Below are 12,740 nucleotides of genomic sequence, written 5' to 3' on the forward strand. Positions count from 1 at the left end.
GAGACGACCGGGTTCAGGCTGCACCCCGGGGTGAAGTTCGGGTCCTCCAGCAGCTTGAACTTGTCGAGCGTGATCACCCACGCAGCAAGCAGCCCCGCCGCGCCCGTGACCACCAGCATCCACGCGAACGCGCGGCTGCTGCCGGTCGTCGTCGGCGTGCCGTGGCCGGAGGAGACGTCGTCAACTGCTGCTGTCGTCATGAGGGCTCATTCTGCCGCATGGCGGGCGCCGTCCGCCGTTCGGTGGAGATAAGGACACCCCGGCCGGGGCCGGGGTGTCCGGGGCGTCAGACGAGCCGCGAGAGGAGCTTCTCGACGAGTCCGTCGAGGGCCACCGGCTCCTGCTCGCCGGACTCCATGTCCTTGAGCTGGGCAACGCCCTCGGCGAGATCGCGCTCGCCCAGCACGAGGGCGTACCGGGCGCCGCTGCGGTTGGCGGCCTTCATCGCGGCCTTGAGGCCCTTGCCGCCGTACGCGAAGTCCGTGGCCAGCCCCGCCTTGCGCAGCTCGGTGACCACGCCGAACAGCCGGCGCCGGGCCTCCTCGCCGATCGGGACGGCGAACACGCTGGTGGTGGCCGGCAGGTCGAGGGTGACGCCCTCGGCCTCCAGCGCCAGGACCGTGCGGTCCACACCCAGCGCCCAGCCCACCGACGGAAGGGCCGGACCGCCGATCATCTCGGACAGACCGTCGTAGCGGCCGCCGCCGCCCACCGCGGACTGCGAACCGAGACCGTCGTGGACGAACTCGAACGTGGTCCGCGTGTAGTAGTCCAGGCCGCGCACCAGCTTCTCGTCGTCCTCGAAGACCACGCCCGCCGCCGTCAGCAGCCCGCGCACCTCCTGGTGGTAGGCCAGGCACGCGTCACACAGGTAGTCACGCAGCAGCGGGGCGCCCACCAGCTGCTTCTGGACGTCCGCGCGCTTGTCGTCGAGGACCCGCAGGGGGTTGATGTCGACACGGCGGCGGGTGTCCTCGTCCAGGTCGAGGCCGCGCAGGAAGCCCTGGAGGGCCTCGCGGTAGACCGGACGGCACTCCTTGTCACCCAGCGAGTTCAGCAGGATGCGGAAGTTCCGCAGGCCCAGCGAGCGGTACGCCTGGTCGGCCAGGATGATCAGCTCGGCGTCCAGCGCGGGGTCCTCGGCGCCGATCGCCTCGGCGCCCACCTGGGAGAAGTGGCGGTAGCGGCCCTTCTGCGGGCGCTCGTAGCGGTAGTAGGAGCCCGAGTACCAGAGCTTGACGGGGAGGTTGCCCTGCTTGTGCAGGTTGGCCTCCAGCGCCGCCCGCAGCACGGACGCGGTGCCCTCCGGGCGCAGGGCCAGCTTGTCGCCGCCCTTGGTCTCGAAGGCGTACATCTCCTTGGTGACGATGTCGGTGGACTCGCCGACACCGCGGGCGAACAGTTCGACGTTCTCGAAGCCGGGGGTCTCGACGTATCCGTAGCCGGAGTTCTTCAGCGGCGCGGAGATCGCCTCGCGGACGGCGAGGTACGTCGCGGAACTCGGCGGCAGCAGATCGTAGGTGCCCTTGGGGGCCTGGAAGGTACTCACGGGGATTCTCTCGTCACATTCCTCGTCGAGGAGCGGGGGCCGCTCCCTGGCCGGCCGCCACCTCGCGCAGGTACGGGTTGGTGGCGCGCTCGCGGCCGATGGTCGTCTGGGGGCCGTGGCCGGACAGCACCACGGTCGAGTCGTCGAGCGGGAGGCACACGCGCGCCAGCGAATCGAGCATCTCGGCCATGTCACCGCCCGGCAGGTCGGTGCGTCCGATGGAGCCGGCGAAGAGCAGGTCGCCCGAGAAGAAGACCGGCGGGATGTCCGCGGCCTCGGGCATCCCGAAGGTCACCGACCCCTTGGTATGGCCGGGCGCGTGCGACACGGTCAGCTCCAGGCCGGCGAGGCTCAGCTTCGCCCCGTCGGTCAGCTCGCGGACGTCGTCCGGCTCCCCCACGGTCAGCTCGCCCAGGAGCGGCATGCCGATGGAGCGGCCGATGGCCTTCCCCGGGTCGCTCATCATGTACCGGTCGGCGGGGTGGATCCACGCGGGTACGTCATGGGCGCCGCAGACCGGGACGACGGAGGCGACGTGGTCGATGTGGCCATGGGTCAGGACGACGGCCACGGGCTTGAGCCGATGCTTCTTGAGCGTCTCCTCGACTCCCTGGGCGGCCTGGTGGCCGGGGTCGATGATCACGCACTCCTCGCCTGCGGCGGGGGCGACCAGGTAGCAATTGGTGCCCCAGGCCCCGGCGGGGAACCCGGCAATGAGCACGATCGTCCTTAAAGAGTCGTCCGGCACGCGTGGTCCGGTGAGGAATGCAGCAGATCAGAGCCTACCGGCGCTGCTCATTCCACAGCCAACCCGTATACGGTACGGGCACACTCGGCCAGGACAGGACAGACGACCCACAAGGAGAAGACCCGGTGGTCACCAGCGATCAGCGGCGGCGCCAGCTCGCCCGGGAGAAGTTCGAGCGGCAGCAGAAGCGCCGGGCGGAGGCTCAGCGCAAGGCCAAGCGCCGTACCAGGATCATCGTTGCCTCGGTCGCCGTGGCGCTGGTTCTGGGAGCGGGGGCGTACACGAACTTCCGCAATGAGTCCGCCGCGGACGCGAAGAAGCCCGTCGAGTTCCCCTCGTCGTCGCCGGGCGACTCCTCGCCGGAGCCGAAGGCCGACGAGCCGAAGATGGCCATCGACGCCAAGGCGAAGTACACGATGGCGCTCACGACCGACCACGGCGCCGTCTCGATCACGATGGACGCCGCGAAGACGCCCCGTACGGTGAACTCGTTCAAGCACCTGGCCGACAAGAAGTTCTTCGACAGCACCAGGTGCCACCGCCTGACCACGAAGGGCATCTTCGTGCTCCAGTGCGGCGACCCGAAGGGCGACGGCACGGGCGGTCCCGGCTACACCATCCCGGACGAGAACCTCGGTGCCCTGGGCAAGGCGGGTGCGGACGGCGCGGTGACGTATCCGGCCGGCACGGTGGCGATGGCCAAGACCTCGGAGCCGAACTCGGGCGGCAGCCAGTTCTTCCTCGTCTACAAGGACACCAAGCTGCCCCCGCAGTACACCCCCTTCGGCACGATCGACGCGGCCGGTCTGAAGGTCGTCCAGGACGTGGCCAAGGGCGGGGTCGAGGGTGGCGCCACCGACGGTGCGCCCAAGAAGGCCGTCACCATCAAGAAGGCCACCGTCGACAAGGCGTGATCCTGGACGTGAGGCAGGACGTCGCTCCTGCGTGAACCGGCGAATTCGGTCGCGCTGAGTGCGGACAGCCGGGCGGCCGGTCGCCTAGATTGGCGTTGTGCAGCGCGGCCTGGACTGTCGCGTTGTGGAGGGCGGGCGAGGCCCGTCAGGGAACTGTGGACGATGCCCGGGGGTGACCGCCCTCGTCGGCATCATGTGGAGGAGGCGCTGTGAGCAGCGACCCGTGGGGCCGCGTCGACGAGACGGGCACCGTGTACGTGCGTACAGCCGACGGCGAGAAGGTCGTCGGATCGTGGCAGGCCGGATCTCCCGAGGAGGCACTGGCCTACTTCGAGCGCAAGTACGAGGGCTTGGTTGTCGAGATCGGCCTCCTCGAGAAGCGGGTGAAGACCACCGACCTGTCGGCCAAGGACGCCATGGCCGCGATCGACCACATCCGTCATCAGGTGGACGAGCACCACGCCGTGGGCGACCTCGACGCGCTCCGCAAGCGGCTCGACAAGCTGGTCGAGACGGTGGAGGCGCGGCGCGAGGAGCGCAAGGCGCAGAAGGCGAAGCAGACCGACGAGGCCCGGCACGCCAAGGAGGCGCTGGTCGCCGAGGCGGAGGAGCTGGCGCAGAGCGAGCAGTGGCGGGCCGCGGGTGAGCGGCTGCGGGCGCTGGTGGACACCTGGAAGGGCCTGCCGCGGCTGGACCGGAAGTCCGACGACGAGCTCTGGCACCGTTTCTCGCACGCCAGGTCGGCGTTCTCCAAGCGCCGCAAGGCGCACTTCGCGTCGCTGGACGCGCAGCGCGAGGAGGCCCGCAAGGTCAAGGAGAAGCTGGTCGCCGAGGCCGAGGCGCTGTCCGGCTCCACCGACTGGGGCGCGACGGCCGCCCGGTACCGCGAGCTGATGGCGGAGTGGAAGGCGGCGGGCCGGGCCCAGCGCGAGCACGAGGACGACCTGTGGAACCGTTTCCGCGGTGCCCAGGACGTCTTCTTCGCGGCGCGCAGCGAGGTCTTCGCGGAGCGTGACGCCGAGCAGGCGGAGAACCTCAAGCTGAAGGAGGAGCTCGCCGGCGAGGCCGAGAAGCTGCTGCCGGTGAAGGACCTGAAGGCGGCCCGGGCGGCTTTCAGGGCCATCAATGAGCGGTGGGAGGCGATCGGTCACGTACCGCGCGACGCCCGTCCCAAGGTCGAGGGCCGGATGCACACCGTGGAGCGGGCGATCCAGGAGGCCGAGGAGGCCGAGTGGCGCCGTACGAACCCGGAGGCACGCGCGCGTGCGGCGGGTCTGACGGGCCAGCTCCAGGACGCGGTCGACAAGCTGCAGAAGCAGATCGACGCGGCCCGGGCGGCGGGCAACGACGCCAAGGCGGACAAGCTCGCCCGTGAGCTGGAGGGCCGGCAGGCGCTGCTGGACCAGGCTCTGAAGGGCCTCCAGGAGTTCGGCGGCTGACGCGCACCCGTACGCGAAGAGGGCCTCCCCTGCAGGGGAGGCCCTTTTCGCTGCCTGGTTACGGCCTGCGGGCCGATGTCACGCGGTACACGTCGTACACGCCCTCCACGCCCCGTACCGCCTTCAGGACGTGGCCCAGGTGCTTGGGGTCGCCCATCTCGAAGGTGAAGCGGGAGGTGGCCACCCGGTCGCGGGAGGTCTGGACGGCCGCCGACAGGATGTTGACGTGCTGGTCGGACAGGACGCGGGTGACGTCCGACAGGAGCCGCGAGCGGTCCAGGGCCTCGACCTGGATGGCGACCAGGAAGACCGAGGACTGGGTGGGCGCCCATTCGACGTCGAGGATCCGCTCGGGCTGCTGCGACAGCGAGTCCACGTTGACGCAGTCGGCGCGGTGAACCGATACGCCGCTGCCGCGGGTGACGAAGCCGATGATCGGGTCGCCCGGCACCGGCGTACAGCAGCGGGCGAGCTTGACCCAGACGTCCTCGACACCCTTGACGACGACGCCCGGGTCGGCCTTGGCGCGCCGCTTGCCACGGCCGCGCGAGGGCGGCGCGGACTCGGCGATGTCCTCGCTGGCGGCTTCCTCGCCGCCGAGGGCCTGCACCAGCTTCTGGACGACGCCCTGGGCGGCGACATGGCCCTCGCCGATCGCCGCGTACAGCGAGGAGATGTCGGGGTAGCGCATCTCGTGCGCGAGAGTGACCAGTGAGTCGCCGGTGAGGATGCGCTGGATCGGCAGGTTCTGCTTGCGCATGGCGCGCGCGATGGCGTCCTTGCCCTGCTCGATGGCCTCGTCGCGGCGCTCCTTGGAGAACCAGGCGCGGATCTTGTTGCGGGCGCGCGGCGACTTGACGAAGCCCAGCCAGTCGCGGGACGGGCCCGCGCCGGCGGCCTTGGAGGTGAAGACCTCCACCAGGTCGCCGTTGTCGAGGGTCGATTCGAGCGGTACGAGCCGCCCGTTGACCCGCGCTCCTATGGTGCGGTGGCCGACCTCGGTGTGGACGGCGTACGCGAAGTCCACCGGGGTGGCGCCCGCGGGCAGCGCTATGACGTCACCCTTCGGGGTGAAGACGAAGACCTCGTTGCGGGACAGGTCGAAGCGGAGCGACTCCAGGAACTCGCTGGGGTCCTCGGTCTCCTTCTGCCAGTCCAGCAGCTGGCGCAGCCACGCCATGTCGTTGACGGTGTCCTGGCCGCGCCCGGTGTTCTTCGGTACGTCGGTGCGCACCTTGGAGGCGCCGGCGACGGCCTCCTGCTTGTACTTCCAGTGCGCGGCGATGCCGTACTCGGCGCGGCGGTGCATGTCGAAGGTGCGGATCTGCAGCTCGACGGGCTTGCCGTTGGGTCCGATGACCGTCGTGTGCAGCGACTGGTACATGTTGAACTTCGGCATCGCGATGTAGTCCTTGAACCGGCCGGGGACCGGGTTCCATCGCGCGTGGACGGTGCCGAGGGCGGCGTAGCAGTCGCGGACCGTGTCGACGAGGACGCGGATGCCCACCAGGTCGTAGATCTCCGCGAAGTCACGGCCGCGGACGATCATCTTCTGGTAGACGCTGTAGTAGTGCTTCGGCCGGCCGGTGACGGTGGCCTTGATGCGGGCGGCGCGCAGGTCGGCCTGGACCTCGTCGGTCACTATGGCGAGGTACTCGTCGCGCTTGGGGGCGCGCTCGGCGACGAGGCGGACGATCTCGTCGTACATCTTGGGGTAGAGGATCGCGAAGGCGAGGTCCTCCAGCTCCCACTTGATGGTGTTCATGCCCAGGCGGTGAGCCAGCGGCGCGTAGATCTCGAGGGTCTCGCGGGCCTTCTTCTCCTGCTTCTCCCGCTTGAGATAGCGCATGGTGCGCATGTTGTGCAGGCGGTCGGCGAGCTTGATGACCAGGACGCGGGGGTCCTTGGCCATGGCGACGACCATCTTGCGCACGGTCTCGGCCTGCGCGGCCTCGCCGAACTTGACCTTGTCCAGCTTGGTGACGCCGTCGACGAGGAGGGCGACCTGGTCGCCGAAGTCCTTGCGGAGCTGTTCCAGGCCGTACTCGGTGTCCTCGACGGTGTCGTGGAGGAGGCCCGCCATCAGTGTCGCGGGGTCCATGCCGAGCTCGGCGAGGATGGTGGTGACGGCGAGCGGGTGCGTGATGTACGGGTCGCCGCTCTTGCGCTTCTGGCCGCGGTGCCAGCGCTCGGCGACCTGGTAGGCGCGCTCGATCTGGCGGAGCGTCGACGTCTCGATCTTCGGGTCGTTGCCGCGGACTATGCGCAGCAGGGGCTCCAGGACCGGGTTGTACGGCGACGAGCGCTGGACGCCGAGGCGGGCGAGGCGGGCGCGCACGCGGTTGGAGGAGCCGCCGGAGCGGGCGACGGCGGGCGGCGTGGGCTTGGGGGCCGAGACGGGGGCCGGGCCTTGGGCGCGCTGGGGCGTGGCCGGTTTCGCGTCCGCCGCCTTGTTCGGCGCGGCCTTGTCGGGGGGCGTGGCTGTGGGCGCCGCGGCCTGGTCGGCCTGCTGCTCGGGCTTCGCGGCGGAGAGTGGCTGGGCCTCGTCTGGCAAGAGCGCTCCTCGTGCGGGTCCGGGTCCCCCGGTCAGGCCCGGAATCCCATGGTACTGACCTCGGACGGGCGGCTTCCCCTCGGACGGGGCACGATCGCCCGGCAGCCGCACGCCGAACAGCGCGAAACGGGCACCCGGTGTTCCGGGTGCCCGTTTCCGTGCCGTGTGCACGCTGGTCAGAGCGTGATCAGCGCCTCCAGCGGAGCGCCGGCCAGGGTCGGCTCCAGGCGGCTGCGGCCGCCCAGGAAGCCGAGCTCCATGAGGACGGCGACACCCGCGACCTCGGCGCCGGCCCGCCGGATCAGCTCCAGCGACGCCTCGGCGGTGCCCCCGGTGGCGAGGACGTCGTCGATGACCATGACGCGGTCGCCGGGGAGGAGGTCCTCGGCGTGCACCTCGATCTCGGCGGTGCCGTATTCGAGCTCGTACGCCTGGCTCAGCGTCGCGCCGGGGAGCTTGCCCGCCTTGCGTACCGGGACGAAGCCCAGCTTGGCGGTGACGGCGACCGGCGCGGCCAGGATGAAGCCGCGCGCCTCCAGGCCGACGATCTTCGTCGCGCCGTGCCGTACGCAGAGCTCCGTCAGCGCCTCGGTCAGGGCGGCGAACGCCTCCGGGTCCGCGAGCAGCGGCGTGATGTCCTTGAACGTCACGCCGGGGATGGGGTGGTCCGCGACGTCCCGGATGCGGCTGAGCAGCAGCTCCTGCGTGGTGACGGTCATCGGCGCTTGCCCCGCCCGCGGGTGGGCTGGCGGCGCTGCCCGACCACGGCGCCGGCGGGTGCGGCGTCCTGCGGCTCGTCGTCCTGACGCTCGGCGGCGTCGGCGAACTCGGTGGAGCCGTCCTCCGAGGTGCCCTTCCCGGCGGCCTGGGCGGCGCGCTTGGCGAGGACGCGCTTCTTCAGCGCCTTCATCTGCGGGTCGCGTTCCTTGAGGTCGGCGACGAGCGGGGTGGCGATGAAGATCGACGAGTACGCACCGGCCGCGAGACCCACGAACAGCGACAGCGAGATGTCGTTGAGCATGCCCGCGCCGAGGACACCGCCGCCGATGAACAGCAGGCCGGCCACCGGCAGCAGCGCCACGACCGTGGTGTTGATGGAGCGGACCAGGGTGCTGTTGAGGCTGCGGTTGGCGATCTCGCTGTACGTCCAGCGGGTCTGCTTGGTGATGTCCTTCGACGCCTCCTTGAGACCGTCGAAGACGACGACGGTGTCGTAGAGGGAGTAACCGAGGATGGTCAGCAGACCGATCACGGTGCCCGGGGTGACCTCGAAGCCCACCAGGGCGTAGATGCCCACGGTGATGGTGAGGTCGTGGATCAGGGCGATCAGCGCGGCGATGGCCATGCGCCACTCGAAGGCGATCGCCAGGTAGACCACCACGAGGACCATGAAGACCCCGAGGCCCGTCCAGGCCTTGTTGGCGATCTGCTCGCCCCAGCTCGGGCCGACGATGTCGGCGGTCAGGTCGTTGGTGGCGACGCCGAAGTCGGACGCCAGCTCGGACTTGATCTTGTTGGATTCGGAGGTGGTCACATCGCTGATCTGGATGCGCAGGCCACCGCTGCCCAGTTCCTGGACGATCGGGATGTGACCGGAGATCTCCTCCGCCGTCTCCCGCGCCTCCTCGGTGGACACCGAGAGCTTGGGCGTGGTGACGACGACGCCGCCCTTGAACTCGATGCCCATGTTGAGGCCCTGCACCATCAGTCCGGCGATGGCCGTGATGGTGATCAGGATGGAGACGCCGTACCAGAGCATCCGCTTGCCGACGAAGTCGTACCCGACCTCACCGCGGTACAGGCGAGCGCCCATGCTGCCGAGTCGTGACATCTCACGCCTCCTTCGGTTCGGTGGTGACGGAGACGCGCCGCGAGCGGCGCAGCGGGGGCTTGGCTCCCAGCCGCTTCGGGTCCAGACCCGACCACGGGTGACCACTGCTGAAGAACTTGGTGCGGGCCATCAACGTCATCAGCGGCTTGGTGAAGAAGAACACCACGACGACGTCGAGGAGGGTCGTCAGACCCAGGGTGAAGGCGAAGCCCTGCACCTTGCCGACGGTCACGATGAACAGCACGGCCGCGGCGAGGAACGACACGAAGTCGGAGACCAGGATCGTGCGCCGGGCACGCGGCCAGCCGCGCTCGACGGCGGGCCGCAGGGTGCGGCCCTCGCGGATCTCGTCCCGGACCCGTTCGAAGTACACGATGAACGAGTCGGCGGTGATACCGATGGCCACGATGGCGCCGCAGACGGCCGGCAGGTTCAGCGCGAAACCGATGGCCGGGCCGAGCAGCGACATCAGCGCGTAGGTCAGGGCCGCCGAGACCAGGAGGCTGAGGAGCGCGATGACCGACAGGCCGCGGTAGTAGACCACCAGGTAGATCACGACGAGGGCGAGACCGATGGCACCCGCGACGAGACCGGCCTTCAGCTGCTCACCGCCGAGCGCGGCGGTGACCGTGGTGACGCTCTCCTGCTCGAACGACAGCGGGAGCGCACCGTAGGACAGGATGTTGGCCAGCTCGGTGGCGGAGGCCTGGTCGAAGCTGCCGGAGATCTCGGCGCTGCCGCCGCCGATGGCGCTGCTGACGGACGGGGCGGAGACGACCTGGCCGTCGAGCGTGATCGCGAACTGGTTCTGCGGCTGGACCTGGCTCGCGAGCTTGCCGGTGGTCGCGGCGAACTTCTTGGTGCCCGCGTCGGTGAAGCCGAGCTGGACGATCCAGCGGCCGCGCTGCGGGTCGAGGACGCCCTGCGCCTCGTCGACGTCCGTGCCGGCGACCTCGGCGGGGCCGAGGATGTACTTGGCGTCACCCTCGGTGCCACAGGCCACGGTCGGCTTGGCCGGGTCCGCGTTCTGGGCCGGGTTGGGCACCTCCTTGGTGTCCTTCTTCGGCGTGCAGTCCAGAGCGGCGAACTGCTTGTCGAGCGCGGCGATCGCCGCGGCACCGGAGGCGGAGGGCTGCGGGGCAGGAGTGGTGGCCGGCTTGCCGGAGGGGCTCGCCTTCGGCGTCGGCGACTCGTCCTTCTTCAGGGCCTCCGGGACGGCACGGCCCTGCGTGGTGGCGCTGGGCTTCGGGCTGGGCGGGGTCGAGGCCTTGCCGCTGGGCGTGGCGCTCGGCGTGCCGCCGGCGGACGGCTCCGGGAGCGGCGCGCTGCCGGCGACGGCGAGCACCGGGCGGAAGTACAGCTCGGCGGTCGTGCCGACCTGCTTCTGGGCCTTCTCGGAGTCGGTGGCCCGGGGGATGTTGACGATGATGTGCTCGGTGCCCTGCTGCTGGACCTCGGCCTCCGAGACACCAAGGCCGTTGACGCGGCGCTCGATGATGCCGATCGCGGTCTGCATGTTGGTGTTGTTGACCGCGTTCCGCTTGCCGGGCTCGCTCTCGGCCTTGAGCGTGATGCTCGTACCGCCGGCGAGGTCGATGCCCAGGCGGGGGGTGGTCTCGCCCGACCAGAACATCCCGCCGATCAGGGCGCCGATGGCGATCAGGATCGCGGCCAGGGCGCGCCCCGGCTTGCCCTGCCCCCCCGATGCCGGCCCTCGGCCCTTCTTGGGTGCTGCCACCTTCTCGTTTCTCCCTGTCCAACCGCCGCTACGCCGGGTGAGCGTCGGGGCGGCCACGAAGTGGTGTGGGGAATCCCCCGCGTATGTCGGCACGGAACGGACCGCGCACGCCGGTCGGCGACGCGGCCCGCCTGCACGCCTTACTTCGCGTCGGTGTCGCCGTCGGTCTTCTCGTCGGCCTTGGCGTCCTTGGCCTCGGGAGCGGTCTCGCCCTCGTCGGCCGCGTCCTTCTTGCCCAGGTCGATCTTCGCGTCGTCGGCGACGACGGCGGTGTCGACGGCGTCGGCCTCGGTGAGCGAGGAGGCGTCGTCCGGCACCACGGGGGTGTCGGTCTTCAGGTCACCGTCACCGTGCACGATGCGGTTGTACTCCTCGTCGTCGAGGACGGCACCGACGGCGTTCTTGGCGTACACGGCGTGGACTCCTGGAGCGACCTCCAGGAGGACCGTGTCGTCGCCGACCTCCTTGACGGTGGCGTACATCCCCCCGATCGTCCGTACGCCGGTTCCGGGCTGCATCTGGTTGCGCATTTCCACCGCCTGCTGCTGCTTCTTCTTCGCAGAGCGGGTCATCAGGAACATGGCCCCGATGAGGACGATGAACGGCAGGAGAGTCACGATACTCACGGGACGACAAATCCTTCGCACGGTCGCGGGGAACCGCGGCCTGATCTTCGGGGGTGGGTACGCCGGCCTGAAGGGTCGGCATCGGCGGAGTCTAGGCGAGTCCGCATCATTGGAACAACGCCCAGCATGGCACCGCGGTTCCTGGCCGTGCGAGTCTCCTCGCCGTCACGCCCCGAAGAGCCCCTGTTGTCCACTTCCCGGGCCGCCTGCCTGCGGCGGTACGAGGCCGAGATGGGCCCATGCGGCGGGCGTGGCGACGCGGCCGCGGGGGGTGCGGGCCAGCAGGCCCTCCCGCACGAGGAAGGGTTCGGCCACCTCCTCGACCGTCTCGCGCTCCTCACCCACGGCGACGGCGAGGGTGGACAGGCCGACCGGTCCGCCGCCGAACAGCTTGAGCAGAGCCCCCAGCACGGCGCGGTCCAGCCGGTCCAGGCCGCGGTCGTCCACCTCGTACACCTTGAGCGCGGTGGCCGCGATGTCGCGGGTGATCAGGCCGTCCGCCTTGACCTGCGCGTAGTCGCGGACGCGGCGCAGCAGGCGGTTGGCGATGCGGGGCGTGCCACGGGAGCGGCCGGCGATCTCGGCGGCGCCGTCGGCCTCGATCTCGACGTCCAGGAGCTGGGCGGAGCGGTGGATGACGCGCTCCAGCTCGGCCGGGGCGTAGAACTCCATGTGGGCGGTGAAGCCGAACCGGTCGCGCAGCGGGGGCGGCAGGAGGCCGGCGCGGGTGGTGGCGCCGACGAGGGTGAAGGGCGGGAGCTCCAGGGGGATGGCGGTGGCTCCGGGGCCCTTGCCGACGATGACGTCGACGCGGAAGTCCTCCATGGCCATGTAGAGCATTTCCTCGGCGGGCCGGGACATCCGGTGGATCTCGTCGAGGAAGAGCACCTCCCCCTCCTGGAGGGAGGAGAGGATCGCGGCGAGATCGCCCGCGTGCTGGATGGCGGGACCGGAGGTGATGCGGATGGGGGCGCCCATCTCCGCCGCGATGATCATGGACAGGGTGGTCTTGCCGAGGCCCGGGGCACCGGACAGCAGGACGTGGTCGGCGGTGGCACCCCGGGCCAGGGCGGCCTTGAGCACCAGGTCGAGCTGCTCGCGCACCCGCTCCTGGCCCACGAACTCGCCCAGCGACTTGGGGCGCAGGGCCGCCTCGACGGCCTGGTCCTCACCGTCGGCGGACGCCCCGACGAGCCGGTCGGCGGCGTCGGCGGCCGGCGTGCTGCTGGTGTCGGTGTCGTCGTCCCAGTTCACTGCGGATTGCCTCGTGTGGTCATGGCGCCGAGCGCGGCGCGCAGGCGTGGCCCGACGGCGTGTGGCTGGCCGAACTCGCGCCGGTCG

10 protein-coding genes and 1 pseudogene are annotated in these 12,740 nt (G+C 70.4%); 2 read left to right on the forward strand and 9 right to left on the reverse strand.

The genetic code is table 11. The features are described from left to right. The 3 genes and pseudogenes from ABT360_RS33795 to ABT360_RS33805 form a co-directional block, all read right to left on the reverse strand. A pseudogene (locus ABT360_RS33795) lies at nucleotides 1–200 on the reverse strand (vitamin K epoxide reductase family protein); the annotation flags it as partial. 86 nt (nucleotides 201–286) lie between these two features. Continuing rightward, on the reverse strand, nucleotides 287–1,549 hold the full coding sequence (gene hisS, locus ABT360_RS33800) for a histidine--tRNA ligase (protein WP_351825325.1): 1,263 nt from the start codon (nucleotides 1,547–1,549) through the stop codon (nucleotides 287–289). A gap of 13 nt (nucleotides 1,550–1,562) precedes the next feature. Then, nucleotides 1,563–2,270, reverse strand: coding sequence for an MBL fold metallo-hydrolase (locus ABT360_RS33805; RefSeq protein WP_351825327.1), 708 nt, complete (start codon nucleotides 2,268–2,270; stop codon nucleotides 1,563–1,565). A gap of 152 nt (nucleotides 2,271–2,422) precedes the next feature. Between ABT360_RS33805 and ABT360_RS33810 the strand changes: the two genes are divergently transcribed. Both ABT360_RS33810 and ABT360_RS33815 read left to right on the forward strand, forming a co-directional pair. Continuing rightward, a complete protein-coding gene (locus ABT360_RS33810; protein WP_351825329.1) occupies nucleotides 2,423–3,211 on the forward strand; it encodes a peptidylprolyl isomerase in 789 nt (262 codons plus the stop codon). Nucleotides 3,212–3,420: 209 nt separating this feature from the next. After that, a complete protein-coding gene (locus tag ABT360_RS33815) occupies nucleotides 3,421–4,650 on the forward strand; it encodes a DUF349 domain-containing protein (protein WP_351825331.1) in 1,230 nt (409 codons plus the stop codon). A 58-nt stretch (nucleotides 4,651–4,708) separates the two neighbouring features. On the opposite strand, the gene ABT360_RS33820 is transcribed toward ABT360_RS33815, so the two are convergent. The 6 genes from ABT360_RS33820 to ruvB all read right to left on the reverse strand — a co-directional run bounded on the left by ABT360_RS33820 (nucleotide 4,709) and on the right by ruvB (nucleotide 12,653). Then, nucleotides 4,709–7,204: a RelA/SpoT family protein gene (locus ABT360_RS33820; protein ID WP_351825333.1), complete on the reverse strand. Its 2,496-nt coding sequence runs from the start codon at nucleotides 7,202–7,204 to the stop codon at nucleotides 4,709–4,711. 176 nt (nucleotides 7,205–7,380) lie between these two features. Next, nucleotides 7,381–7,923, reverse strand: coding sequence for an adenine phosphoribosyltransferase (locus ABT360_RS33825; protein WP_351825335.1), 543 nt, complete (start codon nucleotides 7,921–7,923; stop codon nucleotides 7,381–7,383). Beyond that, the gene (gene secF / locus ABT360_RS33830; protein ID WP_351825337.1) at nucleotides 7,920–9,035 is read right to left on the reverse strand and encodes a protein translocase subunit SecF; all 1,116 of its coding nucleotides are present in this window, start codon (nucleotides 9,033–9,035) and stop codon (nucleotides 7,920–7,922) included. The genes ABT360_RS33825 and secF overlap by 4 nt, the downstream gene beginning before the upstream one ends. Nucleotide 9,036: 1 nt before the next feature. Next, a complete protein-coding gene (secD, locus tag ABT360_RS33835; RefSeq protein WP_351825338.1) occupies nucleotides 9,037–10,773 on the reverse strand; it encodes a protein translocase subunit SecD in 1,737 nt (578 codons plus the stop codon). 140 nt (nucleotides 10,774–10,913) lie between these two features. Next, the gene (yajC, locus tag ABT360_RS33840) at nucleotides 10,914–11,399 is read right to left on the reverse strand and encodes a preprotein translocase subunit YajC (protein ID WP_351825340.1); all 486 of its coding nucleotides are present in this window, start codon (nucleotides 11,397–11,399) and stop codon (nucleotides 10,914–10,916) included. A gap of 165 nt (nucleotides 11,400–11,564) precedes the next feature. Beyond that, entirely contained in the window at nucleotides 11,565–12,653 is a 1,089-nt protein-coding gene (ruvB, locus tag ABT360_RS33845; protein ID WP_351825342.1) for a Holliday junction branch migration DNA helicase RuvB, read from the reverse strand. Nucleotides 12,654–12,740 lie beyond the last annotated feature (87 nt).

The organism is Streptomyces sp. NPDC000229, assembly GCF_040300825.1.
In the GTDB taxonomy this organism is placed as follows: domain Bacteria; phylum Actinomycetota; class Actinomycetes; order Streptomycetales; family Streptomycetaceae; genus Streptomyces.